Origin of the sequence: Sorangium sp. So ce1153, from assembly GCF_051521595.1 — a bacterium.
Classification (GTDB): Bacteria; Myxococcota_A; Polyangia; order Polyangiales; family Polyangiaceae; genus Sorangium.
In genome coordinates this window covers 7,844,412-7,866,437 of sequence record NZ_CP150361.1, presented here as the reverse complement: position 1 = coordinate 7,866,437, position 22,026 = coordinate 7,844,412, and the positions used below count along the sequence as shown (strand labels likewise).

Genomic DNA, 22,026 nt, shown 5'->3' with positions numbered 1-22,026 from the left:
AGCCCGCGCGTCTCTCATCTCCTGGTGACAGGCCGATCCCGCGGCGACGCAGGGCGGCGCGAGGCGAGCGGACGGCGCCGTACGACGGTGCCCGTCAGCGGCCCGCGGGCGCAGGGCTCACCCCGCTCGCCCGGAGCGGGCGGCGCGAGGGGACTTCACCGGGTCCAGAGGACGGCGAGGTCGAGCTCGACGGCCTGGAACGGCGCGACACGCACGCGCGCGGCGCCGCGGTGGGTGGCGACCGGGGCCCAGTCGCGGCCCGGCGCGAGCGAGAAGATCTCCAGGGTTCGCTGCAGCGGGTCGACCAGCCAGGCGTGCTGCACGCCTTCGCGCGCGTAGAGCGGCATCTTCTCCTTGCGATCGTGCTGCTCGGTCGACGGGCTCGGGACCTCGCAGATCCAGTCCGGAGCGAGCGAGAAGTAGGCCGTGTCGGGGAGATCGGGCATCCGCTCGCGGCGCCAGCCGGCGATGTCCGGGACGACGGCCTCCACATCGCCGGGTGAGGCCGGGTCGGGGAAGTGGAGCTCAGGCTCGTCCAGGATCCACCAGCCGCCTGGGCCGTTCTTGCCGTGATCGAAGGGGCCGCCGAGCTCGATGCCCAGGCTCGACGCGGCGCGCGCATGCCGTGGCGCCGGCCGGGGGAAGACGTGCAGCACGCCTCGGATGAGCTCCGCCACCTTGTTCGGCGGAACGGCCTCGAGATCGGCGTACGTGGCGCGGCGGGGCTTCACGGCAGGCTGGCCCATGAGCGCAGCCTGCCTGGGGGAGTGCGGCGAGGCAAGCCGCCGGCTGACGAGGCAAGCCGCCGGCTGCCGGCGTTCCCGGTCGCCGCTGTCGCCGGGGCGCCGCGGCTCAGGCCTCGCCGACCTCGTTCGCGAAGGCCCTGGCGGGGTCGGCGCCTCGCGTCGCGTCGGCCGGGGCGGCGCCGGGGGCGGCCGGAGCGGCCTTGTGGACGAGGGCCCGCTTCCAGCGCCCCGAGAAGTCGTACGCCATGCTGGCGATCAGCGACACGACGAAGCTCGCCGCGATCGCGTACCAGACGCCCTGCACGCTGTTCAGCTCGCGAGAGAGCCAGTAGGCGAGGGGGGCCCGGATCACCCAGAGGCTCAGCACGGAGATCACGGTCGTGACGACCGTCGCGCCAGCGCCGTTGATGATGCCGTTGCTCACGAAGGAGAGGCCGAAGAAGACGTAACACGCGCCCACGACGTGCAGGTACGAGACGCCGAGCCCGACGACGACCGGATCGCTGATGAACAGCCGGAGGAGCGCCTCGGGGAACAGGAGGGTCACCGCCGAGATCACGAGCGTCATCCCGCCGCTGAGCACGCAGCCCCACGTGAAGATCTCGCGCACGCGGCCGTGGTGCCCGGCGCCGAGGTTCTGCCCGGCGAGCGTCGATATCGCCATTCCCAGGGTGACCGCGGGGATGACGGCGATCTGGTCGATGCGCGAGGCCGCGCCGAACGCCGCTGTCGCGACCTCTCCGAACCCGTTCACGAGCCCGGTCACCACCACCATGCCCAGCGAGACGACCGATTGCTGAACGGACGCTGGCACGCCGATACGGCAGGTCTTCCGGATCGTCGGACCGAGCTGGCTGAAGCGCGGCCACCTCGGCGCGATCGGAGATTTCCGGGCGTGGAGGTGCATGTTGAGCGCGACGAGCAGGAGGATCTGAGAGACGAGCGTGGCCCAGGCCGTCCCGTTCAGGCCGAGCTTCGGCAGCCCCAGCCGACCGAAGATGAGCAGCGGATCGAGCATCAGGCTCCTTGCTCACGAGCGAGCCGAGCGGAGCGTGGCGGGGGTCTGGTCGGGCCGGGTAACGTAGCGAACGCGCGGTGACAATCCACTCCCCCTGGCGCGCAGCTTGCAGTCGGCGGCGGCCGCCGAGCGCGGCTCTGCCAGCACGCGCCGGCGAGGAGAACGACATGGCGAAAGCAAAGTCGGCGAGCGCCCCGAAGAATCCGGGAGCGCAGGCCGCGACCTCCGAGCCGTCCGAGGTGTCCTTGCCGCTGGTGCTCACCGCGGCCGAGCACGACCTCCTGGGTCGCGCGCTCAGGTTCCTGGTCAACGTCCAGGCCGCGCCGTTCGGCGCGCGCGCGCGTCGCGAGGGTTACGCGCCCGACGAGCACCGCGAGGGGTGGCGGCTGCTCAAGCTCGCCTCGGGCGAGCAGCGCCCGCTCGAGCACCTGTTCGTGGAGGCGTCGACCGGCGGGAACGTCGAGGGCGCCGAGCGGCTGCGGTTGCTCCAGGAGGTCGATACCTTCGAGAACACGTGGTTCCCGCGCACCCGCGCGATCATCCGCCGCGTCGTGCCGCGCGAGCGCCGCGACGCCTTCGAGGCCGCGTTCTTCAAGAACCTGGAGCAGCAGCCGCTCGGGCCGGCGGTGGTCATGTCGGTCGCGACGTTCCTCCGCCGGGTCGAGGGGCTCGCGAGGAACAGCGACGGCGACGCGAAGAAGGTCCACAAGACGCTCGCCACCCGCGGGTTGACCGAGGCGCGGGTGCAGCAGGTGCGCGAGCTGCTCGGCAAGCTGGAGGTGGGCGCCGGCGCGCCGGCGCAGTCGCCCCGGGTGTCGGCGGCCGAGCTGGCGAGGGCCCGGAAGGAGCAGCGGGAGGGGATCGAGGGCCTGCGCGACTGGTTCAACGACTGGGCGACGACGCTCCGGCAAGTCTTCCCGGTCAAGGCGCAGATCCAGCTCGGCCTCACGACCGTGAAGCGCACGGCGGCCGCCCCGGGCGAGGTGGTCGAGGAGGACGCGTCGCTCGACGAGGCCGACGAGGACGCCGAGGGCGACGTCGCCGGCGCGGAGCCGCTGCTCGGCTGAGGCGCGCGGGGGCGGTCGCGCTGCCGGGGGGCGGGCGCAGGACGCCGGAGAGACGGCGCGGGGGAGCGGAAAACCGATCCGGGGGGCGGGGCAGGGGGGCCGGAGGTCGGCCGAGGGGGGTCTCGAGAGCGGCGGAGGGGGTCTGGAGGTCGGCCGAGGGGGCCGCCGATGTAGCTCAGGACACCGCGCCGCCAACGCAGATCTCGCGTCCAGGCGCACAGACAGCGGGTGAGCGACGGATCCCCCCCGCGGCGCCAACGCGCAGCGGGGGGCCGCAACCGCTTGCCCACTGCCGCAATGGTTTGCGTCATCCGACAAGTTATTGCGCCACGGGGGGCTCCAGCGGTACGTCCGGTACGGCGCTGACGCAGGACCGTGCAGCTGTACGAGCGGACTCCTGGTGATTCCAATCAGCGAGGCAATGGTCGATACCGCCGCCCGTGCGATGCTGTTTGCGCGGAGGCACACCCGAACGACGGCCATCCACCTCACGCGCGGCGTCACGCTGCCGCGCGGAGGCAACCACGCTCGAGGCATCACGAACCGTTCTGCGGCGCAGCTGGCCGGCGATTTGGCGGGCTCGGTCGATCTCGAAACCGCCGGACCGGGCCCGGATCGCACCAGACCTGGTCCGGCGGGATCGGTTGGCCGATCGACTGATAGCTGGACGGAGAGGAAGAGAGAGAGAGAGAGAGGGAGAGATTCACAGGGAGGCGGGGAGGGGGGGAGGCGGGGAGGCGAGAGCCGGGATCAGTCGTTCGAACCAGCAGTCTCAGAGCCGGCTGCTTCGGGTTGGGTCGATGCAGGGTGGCTGGTGGTCCCGGAGTGGTCGTCTTCGCGGCGAAACCGGGCGAGCCGGACAGCCTCCGCGCCGCAGCGTACCAGGCGGCGGACCCCGCGGCGGAGCACCGGTGTGTTGAAGTTGACGAGCAGTCCGACGTCCAGGTCCGTCAACTTCAGGTACGTGAGCACCTGAGCTTCATGGACTGGCAGCATATGATCGACGCTCTCTCCTCCCCGCCTCCCTGCGTACTCTCTCTTTTTCTCTGTCTCCCGCCCAACGATCCGCTGCTGCCGGCGGTGCTGCGCGCCGCGGCGGACCGGCAGGACGTCGGGCTGGCGTGGCATGCGGAGCGGGGAGCGGTGGCGGTCACCCTCCGCCATGGCGCCGCCACCCCTGAGCTGGAGCTCTCCTCGCGTTCTCCCGTCCTTTTGTGCCGGCATGGGGTGTGCTCAAGGCAGAGCGTCATGCCGACGCTCGAGCACAACGCCCTCGTCGAGATGTTCCGCGAGCACCCGGAGCTTGCGCCGCGCTTGCTCGAGACGCTCTTCCACATCGCGGTGCCGCCGCACGCCTCGATCGCGGTGGTCGAGTCGTCGCTCGACCAGCTCATCCCGGTGGAGTTCCGCGCCGATCTGGTGCTCGAACTCCGAGACGCGAGCGGCGCGCTCGTGCTGGCAATCGTCTTCGAGGTCCAGCGCGACGTGGACCCGGACAAGAAGTTCTCGTGGCCGACGTACGTCACGGTCGTGCGCGCCAGGAAGCGCTGCGACACGATCGTCCTCGTTGTCGCGCCGGACGCCGGCGTGGCGGCCTGGGCGGCGGAGAACATCGACCTCGGCCTGGGCCTCGGCAACGTCGAGCCGCTGGTGCTCGGTCCGGCCGTCGTGCCCGAGATCACCGACCCAGCCGACGCGGAGGGCGAGCCGGAGCTCGCCGTGCTCTCGGCGGTGGCGCACGGCAACGGGCCGAACGGGCTCACCGTGATCCGGACGGCGCTCGTTGCCCTCGGCCGGCTCGACCAGGAGCACGCGCTGGTCTACTTTCAGCTCATCTGGAACGGGTTGCGTGAGCCCATGCGGCAGGCTCTGGAGGCATTGGTCATGGAACGGCAGATCGAAGGCGAGGCGACCATTCCCCCATTCGTGCAGAAGCTCATCGATCGCGGCAAGCTCGAGGGGATACGTGAGGGCAAGCTCGAGGGGATACGTGAGGGCAAGCTCGAGGGGATACGTGAGGGCGAGCTGAAGGGGTTACGTGAGGGCGAGCTCAAGGGCAAGCGGGACACGCTGCTGCGGCTGCTTGCGCGCGCAGGGATCGTGCTCGCCGATGTCGAGAGCGCGCGCATCCAGACATGCACGGATGTTGCGACCCTCGACCGCTGGATCGATAACGTCCTCGAGGCGAAGACTGCCACCGAAGTGCTCTCCTGATGGTTGACGTATGCAGCCCAGCAAGGCGATGAGTCAGACGGGCCTGGCCCGCTGATCGTCGTCATGACGTTGGGTCGACTCGATGGTGCCACTTCACGCGGCGGGCTCCGGAGCGGCATCCCGATGGCAGGATCGAGCGAGCGCCCTCAGGCCGCCCGCAGCCGCCAGACGGCGGGGCGCAGCAGCAGGAGCGGCGCGGCGAGGCCGCCGAGCACGCCGACCCACACCGCCGCCTCGACGCCGATGCGGCCGGCGAGCCAGCCCGCCGCCAGCGCGCCCGCCGGCAGCAGCGCGCCCGTGAGCACGTGAAGCGTGGCGTTCACCCGGCCGAGCACGTTCAAGGGCAGCATCGATTGACGGGCGCTCACCGCGTGGATCATGAACGCCATCATGAACCCGTCGCCGACGAGCTGGTGGACGACGAGGGCCGGGACGGCGAGCTGTCCGAGCCGCGCGGCCAGCGGGATGAGCACGCAGCCGCCCTGCGCCGCGGCGAGGCTCAGGATCATGGCCGGCCCCGCGCCGAGGCGGCGGCCGAGCCAGCCCGCGATCACGCTGCCGCCGAGCGCGCCCACGCCGCCCATGCTGATGATCAGCCCGACGGCGGCGGGCGAGAGCCGCAGGTGCTCCAGGAGGTAGAGCATGTACAGCGCGAGGAAGACCCCGCCGACGAAGAAGGCCTGAACGCCGAGCGCCAGGAACGTCGCCCCGACCACGGGGTGGCCGAGGCCGTGGCGCAGCCCCACCCGCAGATCCTCGAGCAGCGAGGGGCCCGCCGCGCCCGCGCCGGGGTCGGGGAGCGCCGGCGCCTCCACCGACCGGATGCGCCCGAGGAGCGCCGCCGACCAGAGATAGGAAAGCGCGTCCGCCACCATCGTCACCGGCGCGGTGAGCAGCTGGATCAGGAGGCCCGCCGCCCCGGGGCCGGCGATCTCCGCCGCCGCCTCGGTCCCCTCCAGCCTGGCGTTCGCCTCGACCAGGTGGTCCTGCCCGACGAGCGCCGGCAGATAGGCGTTGTCGGCGATCTGGAACAGCGACGTGGCCATGCCGACCAGCGCGGCCACCGCACAGAGCTGGAGCATGCCGAGCCCGCCGGCCCAGGACGCGATCGGGACCGAGAGGATGAGCGCCGCGCGCACGAGATCCGCGCCGATGAGGAGCGGCCGCTTGCGCGAGCGATCGACGAGCCCGCCGGCGAAGAGCCCCACGAGGACGCCGGGCGCGGTGGACAGGGCCGAGAGGACCGAGAGGGCCGCCGCGTCGGCCCCGAGGCTCAGGATGGCGATCACGGGCAGCGCCGTCCGGCTGACGCGGCTGCCCAGGGCGCTCACCGCCTGCGCCGCCCAGAGGCGCAGGAAATCGGGGTTGCGAGAGAGGCCTTCGCGGGGAGGGGAAGACATGGGGGCGCAGCAGAGCAGAAAGGAAAGGGGGAGGGGAGCGGAGTCTACACCAGGATCGCATGCCTCGAGCGGGGAGCGCCCGGCTGGCCCGTGAAGGCGTGCTACACGACAACCATGGATCGTGACGATCGTACAGGTGAGGTCTTCCTCCGTGTCGTGGGTCGACGCACGGCTCCGCCGCTCGGCCAGCCCCCGCCGCCCGAATCGCGCGACGCTCTCGCCGCCATGGCGCAGTATCGAACACGGGCGCCCAAGGGAATCTTCATGTACCGGAGCCACGCCGAGATGGAGGCCGACAGGCTGCGCTGGACCGTTGACGCCATGATCGAGCGCGCGCGCCATGGCTGAGTACACGCGCCCAGCCACCTGGGAGGACGTCAAATTGCTTGCCCGCTACCTCGATGAGGCAGGGGTACGCTGGGCGTTGATCGGTGGCTATGCGATCGCCGCGCACGGGTTCGTCAGATTTTCGGAGGACGTCGATATCCTCGTGGATCCGTCCACCGAGAACGCAAAGCGCTGGATCGCGGCGCTCGCCCGGCTGCCCGACGGTGCGACGCGCGAGCTCGTCGGCGAGGAGGATGTATTTGAGCGCGAAGGTCCGTACGCCATCCGGGTCAACGACGAGTTCACCATCGACGTCATGCCGTCGGCCTGCGGCCACGCATGGGCCGAGCTCGAGCCCTACGTGGAGGAGCGGCTCGTCGACGGTGTGCGCCTACGGGTGCTCGGGCTCGAAGGATTGCTGAAGACGAAGGAGGGTATGCGCGACAAGGACCGGGCCGACGCCGCGGTGCTCCGTGCAGCCCTGGACGCTCTCCGCCAGACGAAGTGAAGAGCCGCCGCATCCCGCTCGCCTCGGAGCTCCACCGCGGCTACTAGGCAGCCCCGGAGCCCCACGCGCCCATGCCCACGCTGCTGCGTTCACCGGCCACCAGGATCGGCGCAGCGCTCGTCGCGATCGCGATGGCGCTCGTCGGCTTCCTGCCCCTCTTCGACGGACCCGGCTACGAGAGCGCGCTCGCCGCGGGCCTCCTCGTGCCAGGCGCCGCGGCGATCGCGACCGCGCTCGACGTCGCCGCCCACAGGCCCCCGCCGGTCGAGGCGTTCCGCCGCGGCATCGCGAACGGCGCCCTCCTCGCCCTCGTCGCGTTCGCCACCACGCTGGCGCACGGCCTCCGCGCCGGCTTCTGCGACGCGCTCGGCGGCTCCGCCCACTTCGCCCTCGGGCCCGGGCTCGGCGCCGCGCTCGGCGGCGCCTGGGGCGCCGTCGCGGGCGAGCTCGCCGCCGGCATCCGCCGCGACGAGGGCGCGCCCCCGCGCTCGCCGTGGCCGCCGTGGCGCCGCCGGCTCGTCGCCGTCCTCGCCGCGCTCGCCGCCCCGCTCGCCTCCGCCGGCGTGAGCGCCGTCCGGTTCTACACCAGCCCGATCGTCTTCGCCTACGACCCCTTCGTCGGCTTCTTCAGCGGCACCCTCTACGACACGATCGTCGACGCCTCCGGGCTGCTCACCTACCGCGCCGGGACCCTCGCCACCCTGTTCGCCGCGTCCGTCCTCGCGCAGCACCTCGTCCACGACGCGAGCGGCCGGGTGTCGTTCCAGCCGCAAGGCCGCCCCGGGCTGCTCCTGCTCGGCGCCGCGAGCGCCGCGCTGAGCGCCGGCACGCTCGCGGAGGGCGCGCGCCTCGGCCACTTCCAGACCTCCGAGAGCATCGCGGCCGAGCTCGGCGCGCTCTCGCGAGGCCAGCGCTGCGAGGTCGTCTACCCGCGCGGGATGCGCGAGGCCGACGTCCAGCGCTTCGTGCGCGAGTGCGACGCCCACATCGAGGCCGGCGAGCGCTGGCTCGGAGCGCCCGCGGAGGTGGCGGGCCAGCCGCTCCGGGTCCGCGCCTACCTGTTCGAGAGCGCGGCGCAGAAGGGCGCGCTCATGGGCGCGTCGCGCACGTACGTCGCGAAGCCGTGGCGCCGCGAGGTGTACCTGCAGGCCGCCGGCTACCCGCACCCGACGCTCGGGCACGAGATCATGCACGTGCTCGCCGGCGCCTTCGCCCGCGGCCCGTTCAAGATCGCCGGGCGGCTCGGCGGGTGGCTGCCCGACCCGGGGCTCATCGAGGGGATCGCCGTCGCCGGCTCGCCAAGGGAAGCCGAGGACCTGAGCCCGCGCGGGTGGGCCAAGGCCATGAAAGACCTCGGGATCCTGCCGCCGCTCTCGCGCCTCTTCGCGCTCGGCTTCCTCGCCGAGAACTCGTCGACCGCCTACACGGTGAGCGGCGCCTTCGTCGGCCACGTGCGCGAGACCTACGGCCCCGCCGCGGTGCGCGCGTGGTACGGCGGGAAGCCGCTGCCGGAGATCACCGGCGCGTCGTGGGGGGACATGGAGCGCGCGTGGCACGCCGACCTCGACGCGCTGTCGCTGCCCGACGCCGCCAGGGCGCAGGCGAAGGCCCGCTTCGACAGGCCCGCCGTCTTCGAGCGGCGCTGCCCGCACGTGGTCGACGCGTGCACGCAGAAGGCAGAGCAGCTGCGCGCGCGCGGCGATCACGAGGGCGCCATCGCCGAGTACCGGCGCGTGCTCGCGCTCGACCAGAGCCCCGCGGCCCGGGTCGCGATCGCCGAGACGCGGCTCGCGAGCGACGCGCCCGCGAGCCGGAGCGAGGGCGTCCGCGAGCTGGAGGGCATCGCCGGGGACGCGGCGATCCCTCGGCACCTGCGCGACCGCGCCGCGGAGCGGCTCGGCGATGTAGCGCTCGCCGCGGGCGAGCGGGAGCGCGCGGCGAGGTGGTACGGCGAGGTCGCCGGGCGGCTCGTCGACGAGGACCGGCTCCGGACGCTGGACGTCAAGATCGCCGCCGCGCACGACGACCGCGCGCGCGCGGCCGTGGTCGAGCTCTTGATCGGGACCCGCGGCGGCGCCCCGGACCGGCTCCGCGCGGCCGAGCTCCTCGGCGCCTGGGCCGCGCAGGCGCCCGGCGACGGCCTGCCGAGCTACCTGCTCGGCCGCCAGTACCTGAACGACGGCCGCTTCGATGAAGCCGCCGATCGCCTGGACCGGGCGCTCGCGGCCCACCTGCCCGTCCAGCGCGTCTGGATCGAGGCCGAGCGGCTGAGGCTGGTGGTGGCGTGCGGGCTCGACGACGTCGAGACGGCGCGCCGCATGTTCGCCCAGTACGCGGCCCACGACGGGGCGGCGGGCGCCGGGCCCGCCGTGAGCGAGGAGCGCCGGGACGCGGCCCTGCGCCTGCTCGAGCGCTGCGACCGGGCGGCGTCCCGGGCGGCGTCCCCGGCAGGCGCCCCGGAGCCGCCGGGCGGACAAAAGTGAAGAATGCCTCTCGTTCCTGCGCGCTGCCGTGGTGAGATGTCGTGGAAATGCACGATGCGCCCGCGAGCGAGAGGTCCAGTCGCCTCGTCGCGCTGAACGCCGTCCTCACCGTCGTGGCCCGCCACTCGAACCTGCTGCTGCCGAGGCCGCTCGAGGAGCTCGCCGGCGCCGTGGGCCGGTTCGCCCCGTTCCAGCTCTTCGCGGTGTTGTTCCCGGAGCCCGAGGGGGAGCTCCGCGCCTACGCCGTCTTCCGCGCCGACACGCTCGCCGCCGCGCCGTTCGGCGCGCGGCTGCCCGCGCCCGCGGCCCTCTTCCGGCGGGTGTTCGGCGAGGGGAAGGCGTTCTCCTGCGACGACACCCGCGCGGGCGACGCGCTCGACAAGATGGGGGCCGCCGAGGGGTGCCTGTCGTACGTCGCGCTCCCGGTGCGGAGCGCGCCGCCCGGCGCCGAGCCCGGCCAGCCCGGCGCGCGCTCCTCAGGGCCGGGCAGCGCCGTCGTCGCGGCGCTCGTGCTCGGCTACGGCGAGGCCGCCGCCGCGGCCGCCGCGCCGGCCGCGCTCCTCGAGGAGCTCGCCGAGGCGCTCGGCGCCGGCCTCGACCGCTCGCTGCGCGTGGTCGCCGGCGAGCGCGAGGCCGCCGAGCGGCTCCTGCGCATCCGCGAGCTCGAGGAGCAGCACCGGAACCTGCTCGACAACGCGCCGCTCATCATCTTCCGCCTCGACCCCGAGACGGGCGAGCTCTCGTTCCTGAACCGCCACGCCGAGCGGCTCCTCGGCGTGCCGGTGGCCGAGGCGCTGAAGACGCCGGGCTTCCTCGGGGAGGCGCACGCCGACCCGGAGGGGGTGATGTGCTTCGAGGACGCCGTCGCGCGGGCCAAGCTCGGCGCGCCGTCGGCTTCGTACGAGGCGCGCCTCCGCCGGCGGGGCGGCGACGCGATCACGGCGCGCGGCACGGTGTACCCGCTCGTGTCCGACCGCGGCCGCGTGGTGGCGATCGAGGGCGTGCTCGCGGACGTGAGCACCGAGCACGCGGCCCGCACCCGGCTCATCCAGGTCGATCGGCTGTCGACGCTCGGCACGCTCTCGGCCGGCGTCGCCCACGAGATCAACAACCCCGCGGCGTTCATCCTGCTCGGCCTCGACATGCTCGATCGCCTCCTGCGCGGGCCGAACGTGCGCATGGAGGGCCCCGCCGCCTCGAGCGCGTCCGAGCTGCTCCAGGAGCTGCGCGACTCCATCAAGCGCATCGTCGACATCGTCCGCGACCTCAAGCTGTTCGCGAGCCCGCCGCAGCCCGAGGGCTCGCGGCGCGCGCTGACGGACGCGAACCGCACCGTGGAGTCGGCGCTGAGCCTCACGCGCGGCCAGATCATCGAGCGGGCGCAGATCGTGAAGAACCTGTCCGAGGTGCCGCCGGTCCTCATGGAGGACGGGCGGCTCGGGCAGGTCATCGTGAACCTCCTCGTCAACGCGGCGCAGGCGATCCCGAAGCCGAGCTCGAAGCTCGAGGCGCGCGATCAGACGGTGACCGTCGAGACGCGGAGCGACGGCGAGACGGTCGAGATCGTGGTGAGCGACACGGGCGCCGGCATCGCGGAGGAGAACCTGCCGCGCATCTGGGCGCCGTTCTTCACGACGAAGGGGCCCGAGGTCGGCACCGGGCTCGGCCTGTCGATCAGCCGCGAGATCATCGAGCGCGCGGGCGGCCAGATCACGGCCGAGAGCCCGGTCCCGGGGAGCGAGCCGCCGGGCGGCGCGCGCTTCGTCATCTCGCTCCCCGCGGCGGGTCGCACGGAGGAGGACACGCCGAGCGTGTCGCCGGTGCCGCGGCTCGTCTCGAAGCGGGCGCGGGTGCTCGTGGTGGAGGACGAGCCGTCGCTCGCGCGCGCGCTGTCCGAGCAGCTCGGCCGCGTGCACCAGGTGGCGCTCGCGCCGAGCGCGGACGCGGCGATGGGGATGCTCGCCGCCGGCCAGCGCTTCGACGTCGTGCTCTGCGACCTGCGGATGCCCGGCATGTCGGGCGACGTGTTCTACACGCGGGTGCGCGAGAGCGACCCGGCGCTCGCGCAGGGGTTCATCTTCATGACCGGCGTGGGCTTCGGCGCGGACGTCGAGCGGTTCCTCGCCTCGTCCGGCCGCCCGCTCCTGGACAAGCCGTTCTCCGCCGAGGACGCGCTGTCCGCGATCGCCGAGGTCGTCTCGACGAACCGCGCCGGGGCGCCGAGCAGCGGCGGCGGCGGCAGCGGCGGCAGGTAGCGCGCGAGGGGGGCTCGCTCAGCCGAGGATCTGCGCGCAGACCCGCTGGAGCTCCCGCAGGAGATCGGGGGTGGCCTGGAGCGTGATGCGAGAGCGGGCCTCGCCCTCCTGGTAGCTCAGCGTGAGCAGGACGACGGGCGCCGCGATCTTCGCCCCGCGGCTCGCGGCCGTGATCGCGTCGACGCGCCAGTCGACGCCGGTGAGCAGCTTGCCGTGGTCGAGCAGCGCGCCGCGCACGATCTCGCGCCGCACGAGCGCGCGGGCCTGGTCGTAGCCGGCGAGCAGGATCGCCTGGATCTCCTCGGCCTCCTCCACGGGCACGAGCACCGCGAGGTCGGTCGCGAGCGCGGCGGGGTCGAGGTCGAGCTTGCTCGCCTCGCGGACCAGGAAGCGGCACGCCTTGAGCACGCGGGCGAGCGGCTCGGACGCGATCTCGTGGCGGCGGCAGAACTCGTCGAGGTGCCGCTCCACGGCGGCGGGGACCGGCTCGCCGAGGCTGGGCCCGAGCGCCTCCCAGAGGCGCCGCCGCGCGGCCTCGGGCAGCTCCAGGAGCCGGCGCAGGTCGGCGGCGAGCTCCGGGGGCGGCGGCTGCCCGCCCAGGCTGCGGAGCCCGGCGCGAGGGGAGGGCGCCTCGTGCGCCGGCGTGCTCATCGCGACCTCGTCAACACCCGCGCAACACTCGCCGAGCTCCGCGTCGATGTCCATCGTCACGCGCGCGCACGACGATGACATCGCCGCCGCCGCCGCCGCCGCGCTCAGTCGCTCAGCTGGATCGGGACGTAGAGGGCGCGCATCTTCGACATCGTGCCCTGGCGCGTGTACCCGGCGAGCCCGTACAGGACGTTCCACCAGTGCCCCTCCGGCGTCTCGCCGTACGAGAACACGGGGAAGAAGTGGAACTCCCACTCCTTGCCTCGCCGCCCGCGCTGCTCCTTGTAGAACGTGTTGAGCGCGAGCTGCGTGACCGAGTTCTGGTCCGCGAACCGGAAGAAGAGCGGCAGCACCACCGTGGTGCGCGACGTCGGCGACGCGAAGTCCCAGAGGAACGGCGCGACGACGAGGTGCGTCGCGTCGCGCTCGCGCCCCGCGTAGAAGAACGGATAGATGTCCGTCTCCCAGCCGGTGAGATCCCGCGTGTGGCGGATGAGCGGCGTGAGCCACGTCGTGTCGCTCAGCCCGTGGCGCTTGAAGCGGCCGTAGAGCGGGAACAGGGCGAGGTCGTCGCTGCGCGGCGAGGTGTTCCGGTAATAGAACGGCAGCAGCATCGTCCGCTCGAGGTCGATGTCCGGATCGCGGTACTGCCAGAAGAGCGGCGTGATCATGTCGAGCTCCGTCCGCCCTCGGTAGCGAGCGTAGCCCCAGGTCGCGAAGGTGCTCTCCCCCTCCTCGCCGCGCGCCTTCACGAAGAGCGGCGTGATGAGCAGGTTCGAGTTGCCCTCGACCCCGTAGTGGAAGAACGGGAACAGCGTCGTCCGGTCGTGGTTCTTGCCCCAGCTGTGCCAGTAGAACGGCATGACGTTGAACACGTCACCCTGGCGCGAGTGCTGCCACAGCAGCGGCCCCCACAGGTTCGTCGAGCGGTCGCCGACGTCGCTGTAATGGTAGTAGTGCAGGAGCGGCGGGATCACCTCGTACTCGCTGCTCTCGTCGCGGCCGTAGAAGTAGAGCGGGGCCAGGCCGAGATCGATCTTGTCGGCCGTGCGCGCGTCGCACGCGGGGCCGCCCTTCCAGCTGCAGAAGAGGGGGCCGACGAGGTTGAAGCCGCTCCGCGCCGTGTGGTGCGTGAACGTCAGCAGGGGAGGGATGTGGAAGTAGCCGCTCCCGTCGTCGCTCTTGCCCTCGAAGAAGAGCGGCGCGAGCCAGTTGTCGTGCCGGCCCGGCTCCGCCTTGCGCCCGGGGCTCGCGGGGCGCCCCTCGGACTCGCGGTGCATGAACGGGCCGACGATCGTCGTGTAGGTGTTCTCGTCCCGGAGCTTCCAGAAGAACGGGAAGAGCACGTCGGCATCGACGTCCTTGCTCCGCCGGTTGTAGTAGAGCGGCGTCACCATCGTGGCGCGATCGCCCGGCATCTTGCGCTCCGCCCAGAGGGGGAAGAGCGTCCGGAACTGGTACTTGCCGCTGCGCTCGCCGTAGTAGAGCCCGTACCAGTCGCGCTGGATCTCCTCGGCGCGCCCGCGCTCCCACTCGCCGGTGTCGTTCGTGCCGATCTGCTTCTTGACCGACGGCGGCACCGCCAGCGGGTCCTGCGGCAGCGTCGGCTCCTGGGTCTGGATCGGGCTCTCCTCGGACGTCGGCGCGGCGTGCGTCTCCGGCGTGCCGGGCGGCGGCTTCGGCGGGCTCGAGCTCGTGGGGGGCGGCCCCATGCCGGGCTGGCCGAAGCCGACCTGCGCCGCCGCGACGGACGGCGCGGCGAGCGCCGCGAGCGCGGCCGCGAGCATTGCGCCCCGCACGCCGCCCCTCGCCTCGCGCGCCGGCGCGCCGCGCGCGCCCTGCCAGCAGCCCTGCTCTCCCTTCGCCTTGTAGGTCAACGCGCTCCCCGCTGGCCGCCGCCGGGTGATGACTCGAGCGCCCGGTCCGCGAGCACGCGCGCCGCGCCCTCGAGCGGGATCTCGTCCTGTACGTGCGCCGCGAGATCCTTGATCTGGAGCACGCCGCGCTCGATCTCCGAGTCGCCCAGGATCACGCAGAGCCGCGCGCCCACGGCGTCCGCGCGCCGGAGCATCGACTTGAGCCGCCCGCCGCGCCCGTCGAGCTCGACCGAGACGCCGAGCGCGCGCAGCTGCTTCGCCAGGACGAGCGCCCGGTCCGCGCCCACCTGGCCGAGCGGGGCGAGGAAGCAGCCGGGCCTCCGGCGCGCCGTGTCGCCGGGCATCAGCGTGAGCAGCCGCTCCATCCCCATCGCGAAGCCGATCGCCGGCACGCTCGGCCCGCCGAGCCCCGCGACCATGTTGTCGTAGCGGCCGCCGCCCCCGAGCGTGCTCTGCGAGCCGAGATCGCCCGAGGTCGCCTTCACCTCGAAGAGCGTGCGCGTGTAGTAGTCGAGGCCGCGCACGAGCGACCGGTCGATGACGTAGTTCACGCCGAGCACGTCGAGGCAGCGGAGCACGCCGTCCCAGTGCGCCCGGTCCGCGTCGTCGAGCAGGTCGAGGATCGACGGCGCGTCGCGCGACACGTCGTGGTCGCGCGGGTCCTTCGAGTCGAGGATGCGCAGCGGGTTCTTCTCGAGGCGGCGCTGCGAGTCCTCGCTGAGGTTGGCCTTGCGCGGGGTGTAGTGGGCGAGCAGCGCCTCGCGGTAGCGCTCGCGCGTGCCCGCGCTGCCGAGCGAGTTCACGTGGACGACGAAGTCGGTGATGCCGATGCGCTCCAGGAAGCCCGCGATGAGGTCGATCGTCTCGGCGTCGCAGAGCGGCCCCGGATCGCCGAAGAGCTCGCAGCCGGCCTGGTAGAACTGGCGGTAGCGCCCCTTCGCCGGCCGCTCGCCGCGGAACATCGGCCCGATGTAGTACCAGCGGGTCACCGGCTCCTTCGCGTGGACCGCGTGCTCGACGTACGCGCGCGCGGCGCCCGCGGTGCCCTCGGGCCGCACCGTGAGCGCGTCGCCGTGACGCTCGAAGGAGTACATCTCCTTCTCGACGACGTCCGTGGTCTCCCCCATCTGGTGGCGGAAGAGCTCCGTCGGCTCGAGCAGCGGCGTGCGCACCTCGGCGTAGCCGTGGAGCTCCGCGTTGAGGCGGAAGGCCGCCTCGAGCTTGTGCCAGCGCTCCACCTCTTCGGGGAGGATGTCGTTCATCCCCCTGACCGCGCGCAGTTCCATCGCGCGGCGCTTATGGTCGGTGCTGGCGAGCGGGTCAAGCGGCTCGCATGCCTCCCCGGTGCGCTCGGGTCTCGCCGGCTCACCGTCCGGGGGCTATGTGCTGGTTCCAGAGGCATGAAGAAGACACGCGCAGCGGCGATCGATCTTGGGAAGGCCCGCGTCGGCGTGGCCGTGACCGACGAGCTCGGGCTCTACGCCCACCCGCGGCCGCTGCTCGACGGGCGGAACCGGAGGGCGCTGCTCGACGCGCTCGCGGCGCTCGCCCGGGACGAAGGCATCACGCGGTTCCTGGTGGGGCTGCCGCTCGAGATGAACGGGGACGAGGGGCCGGCCGCGCGGCGGGCGATCGCCTTCGCCCAGGCGCTGGCCGACGCGGCCGGCGTGGAGGTGGAGCTCGTCGACGAGCGGCTGACCACGGTCGAGGCGGCACGGCGGCTGCGCGACGGCGGCGTCTCGGGGCGCAAGAGCAAGGAGCGCGTCGACGGGGCGGCGGCGGCGCTGCTGCTCCAGGCGTGGCTGGACGGGCGGCGCGGCGGCTGAGCGGTCGCGCCGGGGGCGCCGCCGGACCGCGTCGGCGAGCGCTCGCCGAGCGCTCGCCGGGCGCGAGCGCCGCCGCGCGCTCGCCGGACCGCGTCGGCAAGCGCTCGCCGAGCGCTCGCCGGCCGCGCGCGCCGCCGCGCGCTCGCCGGGGGGACCTGAGCGCGCGAGGCGCGATGTGACCTGGATGACGCGCCTCCAGGTTTCGGCTACCTGGGCGAGCTCCGGCCGTTCTCATCGAGGGAGCGGTCCAGGCAGTGCAGCCTCGGACGATTGCAGAGGGGAACTCATGAACGCGACACGGACACCTGGAGGCGCTCGCGCGCGGGTCGGCCTGGAGGGCCTGCGCATCGCCGTCATCGGCGCGGGCCCTGCGGGGCTGACGGCAGCCCACTCGCTCAAGAAGCTCGGATACCGCCATGTCACGGTGTTCGAGCGGGGCGAGGCCGTGGGCGGGAAGGCGTGCACCCTGGAGCACGACGGGCACACCTACGAGATGGGAGCGATCTGGCTCTCGAGCGATTACGAGGTCGTCAATCAGCTCGCCGCGGAGCTCGGCATCGCCACGAAGGCCTACCGGATCAAGAAGAACCAGGTCGAGGCGGACGGGAGCAGGAGGACGTTCGCCGCGGTGGCCAGGAAGAAATATGGCGCCCCGGCGGTCGCGCGCGCGCTGCTCAACTACGCGAAGGTCCGAGTCCGGTACGCGAGGGCCTTCGAGCCTGGGTTCGCCGGCGCGCCGCCCGCTGTGCGCGCCAGCTTCAGCGAGTTCGCGGAGGCGCACGGGTTCGCCCCGCTGGCCGACATGCTGCGGGCGTTCACTGTGGCGTGCGGATACGGCTATTATGAAGAGGTCCCGGCGCAGTACCTCCTCAAGCTGTTCCACTGGATCGTGCCGATCGCGCTCAGGGACGCCGCCAACGAGGCCCTGGGGCTCAGCCTCCCCGGGCTCGTGGTCCCGGAGGGCGGGTCGCAGCGGATCTGGACCGAGCTCGCGAAGAAGCTCGACGTGCGCCCGCGCTCGGCGGTGACCCGCCTCGCCCGGACGGACCGGGGGATCGAGCTGACCATCGACGGAAACGGAGAGCCGCAGACGTTCGATCGCGTCATCGTGTCCGCCGCCCTGGACCAGGCCTCGACCTTCATGGAGTTCCCCGCCGACGTGGCGGACATGATCAAGGGGCTCAGGACCTATCGATGCCACATCTCCCTTGTCGAGGTGGAGGGCGTCGAGCGGCAGAATACGACGTTCTTCTACGAGAACATGTTCCGGAAGAACATGGGGCGCATGCTCGTGATCGGGACCCGCTACGCCGACACGAACCTGTTCACCACCAACCAGCTCTCCGACGGGGCGATGTCGGAAGACGAGCTGGAGCGGCTGCTCGAGGGCGACGTCGCCCGGTTCGGCGGGAAGGTCGTCCGCGTCGTGGCGAAGCGATCGTGGGTCTATTTCCCGCACTTCCCGCGGGAGATCCTGGACGCGGGGGTCTACGAGCGGCTCGAGGCCTTGCAGGGCAAGGACGGGATCTTCCTCGTCGGTGGCACGATGAGCTTCGAGTCCCTCGAGGACTCGGCGCGCTACGCGAGGGATCTCGTCATCGAACATTTCTCCGATCGGGCGGCCTCCTCGGTGGCATCGCCCGCGAGGCGACGGTCTGAGACCCTGGCAGAGGTGAGGCCATGAGGTTGACGCGATCGTCGAGGGGCGCGCGCGCGCGGGCCGGCCTGGAGCACCTGCGCGTCGCCGTCGTCGGCGCGGGCGCCGCAGGGCTGACGGCGGCCCACACGCTCAAGAAGCTGGGGTATCGCGACGTCACGGTGTTCGAGCAGGGCGACTCCGCGGGCGGGAAGACGCTGGCCTTCGAGCACGGGGGGCGCTCCTACGCCCTCGGCGCGATCTGGATCCTCCGCGACTATGAGATTCTCAATCAGCTCGCCGTGGAGCTGGGGATCTCCCTGCAGGCATCCAGGATGAAGAAGATGCAGGTCGAGGCGGACGGGAGGAGCCTACCGTTACGCGACGTGGCGAAGGTGAAATACGGCGCCGGCGCGCTCGCGCGCTCGCTGCTCAACTACGCGAAGGTCCGCGTCCGCTACGCGGCGCTGTTCCGGCCCGGATATTCCGGGGCGGAGCCCGCGCTGCGCGTCAGCTTCAGCGAGTTCGCGGAGGCGCACGGCTTCGCCCCGCTGGCCGACCTGCTGCGGTCGTTCACGGCCGCGTGCGGGTACGGCTACTACGAGGAGATCCCGGCGCAGTACATCCTCAAGGTGTTCAACCGGTTCGTGACGGGCGTCCTCAGGGACGCCGCCCGCGAGGCCGTGAGCCCTCGCATCTCCCCCGGGTTCCTGTTCCCCACGGAGGGAATGCAGCGGCTATGGATCAAGCTCGCGGACACGCTCGACGTGCGCCTGCGCTCGGAGGTGACTCGCCTCGCCAGGACAGCGCAGGGGGTCGAGCTGACGGTGAACGGAGAGGTCCAGACGTTCGACCGCGTCATCGTCACCACCCTCCTGGACCAGGCCGCGACCTTCATGGAGTTCCCGGCCGACGTGGCGGGGATGATCAAGGAGCTCAGGACCTATCGATTCGTCGTCTCCTTGCTCGAGGTCGAAGGGCTCGAGAGGCAGACCCTCCTCCTCCTCTACGAGAACACGTGGCGGAGGAACATGGGGCGCGTGCTCTCGATCGGGTCCGGCTACGCCGACGCCAACACGTTTCTCACCTTCCAGATCTCCGACGGGTCGCTGCGGCAGGAAGAGCTGGACCGGCTGCTCGAGGAGGACATCGCCCGGCACGGCGGCAAGATCCTCCAGGTGATCACGAAGAAGACGTGGGCCTACTTCCCCCATTTCCCGAGGGAGCTCCTGGACAAGGGGGTCTACGAACGGCTGGAAGCCTTGCAGGGCAAAGACGGGATCTACCTCGCCGGAAGCACGATGAACTTCGAGACCCTCGAGGACGCCGCGCGCTACGCGAGGGATCTCGTCATCGAGCACTTCTCCGATCAGAGAGCGCGCTGAGCGGCGCACGCCGCCGGAGGTCCTGCGACATCACGGTGCGCCGTTTCGGACGGAAGGAGCGGAGGTCGAGCGCTGGGGAGGGTTGAGAGGGTAAAGCGCGACAGACGCGTGACCTGAACAACGCTCTTCCCCAGGCCGGTGTATCCCAGTTAAAGTGCCAGCACTTTTGTACATGGGGTAGGTCGTGGGCCCTGGTGTTCGGCGAGGCCACGTCAAGGACAACCAACCATCTGCGCCGGCTCGGGGGGCTCGTTCGGCTTCTCGTGGGCTCTCGGCCGGAGCAGCCTCGGAAAGACAGACGATGACGCTCAATACAGCAAGGACGGATAATTCGAAGGGCAACGCCTCCACGTCATCGACGAGCCCGGACGAGAGAGCCGAACTCCAGGAGGTGATCGCCATTGCGCCGAGCCTCCGCGCGCTGAGCGGGCAGCACGTCGATGCGTTGCTTCGAGCGGCCCGGATCGAGCGCTTCCCCGCCGAGCACACGATCGGGACCGAGGGGGCGAAGGCCGAGAACCTCTACCTCGTTCTCAAGGGCGAGGTGTGCGCCTATCTGGGGAGCTCGATGCGGGAGGTCTCCGGGATGCTCTCGCGCGGAGGGGTCTTCGGCGGCAATTTGCTGGCCGGAGAGCCGAACCTGTTCTCCTACAGCGCCGAGCGGGACACCCTGGCCGCGAGCTGGAGCGACGAGGCGCTCCGCCGCGCGGACGCCGAGGCGCCCGGGCTGCGCAAGCAGCTCTCCGTCCGGCTGTCGAAGGACCGGCGGATCGTCGAGCTGGCCGACATCATGCAGCACGTTCCTCTGCTGCGGAACACGAGCTCGGTGCTCCGTTACCGGCTCCTGCAGGAGACGACGCTGATGCGGTTCTCCGCGGGATCTTTCCTCTATCGAGACGGAGAATCGTCGACGACGTGTTACATCGTCGTCAGCGGCGAGGTGGAGCTGACCCGCGCGACGCCGTCGGGCGAGCGGGAGACGACGGTCGTGCTCGGGCGAGGCGGCATGTTCGGCGACACCGACCTCCTCGCGTCGGCGCCGCGCTCCGAGTCGGCCGAAGCGAAGCTCGAGACGGAGGTCCTGGCCATCGCTCGCATCGACCTCGAGGCGCTGAAGCGCGCCGATGGCGCGTTCCGCCTCGCGGTCGCCGCGCGGCTCGGGTCGAACAAGCCCCTGTCGAAGCCGCAGGACATCATCCTCCTGGTGAACGGCACGCGCTACGACGCGCGCGCCGCGGCGTCGCTGATCCAGGCTTCGCTCGCCTCGATCGGCGAGAAGCGGGTGGTCGCCCTGGAGGTCGCGCCCGAAGGGGCCGGCGGCGATGCCGGGGACGATCTGCGCCTGCAGGTCCCGAGAGACCCGGCGCGCGGCATGGAAGCGCTGGACGAGCGCGTGCGGTCGCTCGGGGCCAGGTATGTGATCCTGTACTCGAGGATCGACGACTCGCTCAGGTGGCTCGCCGAGCCGGTGTGGGACACGATCATCGACAACCGCGTCTCGTCGACCGTCTATTTCACGGAGGACCTGAAGCGCTCGTTCCCGATCGAGACCCCCCAGCTGACGTCGGTGCAATACGTCGAGCTGCGACCGGCGGGCAGCAACGAGGAGGAGCAGACCGTGCGGAGCGGAGCGATCCGTCTGAGGATCGACCAGATCTCCCCGGAGATGCGCTTCGAGTCGCTCACGCAGGCGAACCGGACGGCGCTCCACCGGCTCGCGCGGACGCTCACGCACCAGTCGGTCGGGATCGCCCTCGGGGGAGGATCCGCGTGGGGCTTCGCGCACGTGCCGCTCGTGCGCGCGCTCGTTGAGGCGGGCATCCCGATCGACATGCTCTCGGGGACCAGCATGGGGAGCGTGGTCGCCGTCGGCTATGCGAGCCGAGGCGTGGAGGCGCTGGACGATCTCATCCAGAGCGCGCCGGAGTTCGCGTGGCGGCTCGCGTTCTCGCCGATCACACGGAAGCCCCTGGACTCGTTGTGCAATCGCCTGGTCCCCCACCGGCGCCTCCAGGACCTGCCGATCCCGGCGTTCCCCGTGGCGGTGGACATCCAGACCGGCCGGGCGTGCGTCTTCCGTCACGGCGCTGTGCTCCGCGCGCTGAAGGCGAGCACCGCGGTGCCCGTGGCGATCGTCCCGGAGATCGTGGACGGGATCCGCTACGTGGACGGCGGCATCATGAACAACGTGCCGGTGAGCTGCCTCGTCGAGGAAGGGGCTGATTTCATCATCGCGTCGAACGTGATCCCCGCGCCGGCGCGGCTCGCTCGGGAGAAGCACAAGTGGCCGGTCACCGAGATCCTGTCCCAGATCTCGCCGCTCGGGCGCTTCCAGGACGCCCTCCGCTCGATGTTCCTCATGATGCGCGACGCGGGCACGCGTCAGGCCGCTTCCGCCCAGGTCACGTTCGCGCCCTCGGTGAGGCAGTACAACCTCGTCGAGATCCAGGCCGGAAGGAAGATCGCCGAGTCGGTGGAGCCGGAGATCCCGGCCTTCATCGAGCTCGTGAAGGAGAAGTACAAGGCGTTCTGCCGGAATCGGGATTACTGAGGTCCCGCGCCGGTCACACGAGGTGCGGCCGGCGCGAGATGGGCAGCCTCACCCGTCGCTCACCGGTCTTCTGCTGGCGCGC

The 22,026-nt window shown here is 71.9% G+C and carries 16 protein-coding genes; 9 read left to right on the top strand and 7 right to left on the bottom strand.

The features are described from left to right. Positions 1-155 precede the first annotated feature (155 nt). A complete protein-coding gene (locus tag WME85_RS28285) occupies positions 156-746 on the bottom strand; it encodes a Uma2 family endonuclease (protein WP_437825561.1) in 591 nt (196 codons plus the stop codon). Between the two features lie 106 nt (positions 747-852). After that, on the bottom strand, positions 853-1,764 hold the full coding sequence (locus WME85_RS28280) for an MATE family efflux transporter (RefSeq protein ID WP_437825559.1): 912 nt from the start codon (positions 1,762-1,764) through the stop codon (positions 853-855). A 167-nt stretch (positions 1,765-1,931) separates the two neighbouring features. On the opposite strand from WME85_RS28280, the gene WME85_RS28275 reads away from it, so the two are divergent. Further along, a complete protein-coding gene (locus tag WME85_RS28275) occupies positions 1,932-2,831 on the top strand; it encodes a hypothetical protein (RefSeq protein ID WP_437825557.1) in 900 nt (299 codons plus the stop codon). A gap of 750 nt (positions 2,832-3,581) precedes the next feature. Here WME85_RS28275 and WME85_RS28270 read toward each other — a convergent pair. Beyond that, on the bottom strand, positions 3,582-3,827 hold the full coding sequence (locus WME85_RS28270; RefSeq protein ID WP_437842371.1) for a GxxExxY protein: 246 nt from the start codon (positions 3,825-3,827) through the stop codon (positions 3,582-3,584). A gap of 252 nt (positions 3,828-4,079) precedes the next feature. On the opposite strand from WME85_RS28270, the gene WME85_RS28265 reads away from it, so the two are divergent. Then, positions 4,080-5,045, top strand: coding sequence for a hypothetical protein (locus tag WME85_RS28265; RefSeq protein WP_437825555.1), 966 nt, complete (start codon positions 4,080-4,082; stop codon positions 5,043-5,045). 146 nt (positions 5,046-5,191) lie between these two features. Here WME85_RS28265 and WME85_RS28260 read toward each other — a convergent pair whose 3' ends face one another. Further along, a complete protein-coding gene (locus WME85_RS28260) occupies positions 5,192-6,445 on the bottom strand; it encodes an MFS transporter (protein ID WP_437825553.1) in 1,254 nt (417 codons plus the stop codon). Positions 6,446-6,785: 340 nt separating this feature from the next. On the opposite strand from WME85_RS28260, the gene WME85_RS28255 reads away from it, so the two are divergent. The 3 genes from WME85_RS28255 (at position 6,786) to WME85_RS28245 (ending at position 12,018) form a co-directional block, all read left to right on the top strand. Further along, positions 6,786-7,280 carry a nucleotidyl transferase AbiEii/AbiGii toxin family protein gene (locus WME85_RS28255; protein WP_437825550.1) on the top strand — a complete coding sequence of 165 codons (495 nt, stop codon included), beginning with the start codon at positions 6,786-6,788 and terminating at the stop codon, positions 7,278-7,280. A gap of 71 nt (positions 7,281-7,351) precedes the next feature. Further along, on the top strand, positions 7,352-9,763 hold the full coding sequence (locus WME85_RS28250; protein ID WP_437825547.1) for a hypothetical protein: 2,412 nt from the start codon (positions 7,352-7,354) through the stop codon (positions 9,761-9,763). Positions 9,764-9,810: 47 nt separating this feature from the next. Beyond that, the gene (locus WME85_RS28245) at positions 9,811-12,018 is read left to right on the top strand and encodes a hybrid sensor histidine kinase/response regulator (protein WP_437842370.1); all 2,208 of its coding nucleotides are present in this window, start codon (positions 9,811-9,813) and stop codon (positions 12,016-12,018) included. Positions 12,019-12,036: 18 nt separating this feature from the next. Here WME85_RS28245 and WME85_RS28240 read toward each other — a convergent pair whose 3' ends face one another. The 3 genes from WME85_RS28240 to hisS are packed head-to-tail and all read right to left on the bottom strand — an operon-like array spanning position 12,037 to position 15,832. Beyond that, positions 12,037-12,750 (bottom strand): COMM domain-containing protein, encoded by a 714-nt coding sequence (locus WME85_RS28240; protein ID WP_437825545.1) that lies wholly within the window; start codon positions 12,748-12,750, stop codon positions 12,037-12,039. A gap of 23 nt (positions 12,751-12,773) precedes the next feature. After that, a complete protein-coding gene (locus WME85_RS28235) occupies positions 12,774-14,546 on the bottom strand; it encodes a hypothetical protein (RefSeq protein ID WP_437825543.1) in 1,773 nt (590 codons plus the stop codon). Next, positions 14,543-15,832: a histidine--tRNA ligase gene (gene hisS, locus WME85_RS28230; RefSeq protein WP_437825541.1), complete on the bottom strand. Its 1,290-nt coding sequence runs from the start codon at positions 15,830-15,832 to the stop codon at positions 14,543-14,545. Before hisS ends, WME85_RS28235 begins: the two co-directional genes overlap by 4 nt. A 114-nt stretch (positions 15,833-15,946) precedes the next feature. On the opposite strand from hisS, the gene ruvX reads away from it, so the two are divergent. The 4 genes from ruvX to WME85_RS28210 all read left to right on the top strand — a co-directional run bounded on the left by ruvX (position 15,947) and on the right by WME85_RS28210 (position 21,944). Further along, entirely contained in the window at positions 15,947-16,372 is a 426-nt protein-coding gene (gene ruvX, locus WME85_RS28225) for a Holliday junction resolvase RuvX (RefSeq protein WP_437302138.1), read from the top strand. Positions 16,373-16,658: 286 nt separating this feature from the next. Beyond that, positions 16,659-18,056 carry an FAD-dependent oxidoreductase gene (locus tag WME85_RS28220; protein WP_437825538.1) on the top strand — a complete coding sequence of 466 codons (1,398 nt, stop codon included), beginning with the start codon at positions 16,659-16,661 and terminating at the stop codon, positions 18,054-18,056. Beyond that, positions 18,053-19,393, top strand: a complete 1,341-nt coding sequence (locus tag WME85_RS28215) for an FAD-dependent oxidoreductase (protein ID WP_437825536.1) — start codon at positions 18,053-18,055, stop codon at positions 19,391-19,393. The genes WME85_RS28220 and WME85_RS28215 overlap by 4 nt, the downstream gene beginning before the upstream one ends. Before the next feature lie 301 nt (positions 19,394-19,694). Beyond that, the gene (locus WME85_RS28210) at positions 19,695-21,944 is read left to right on the top strand and encodes a cyclic nucleotide-binding domain-containing protein (RefSeq protein ID WP_437825534.1); all 2,250 of its coding nucleotides are present in this window, start codon (positions 19,695-19,697) and stop codon (positions 21,942-21,944) included. Positions 21,945-22,026: the final 82 nt, after the last annotated feature.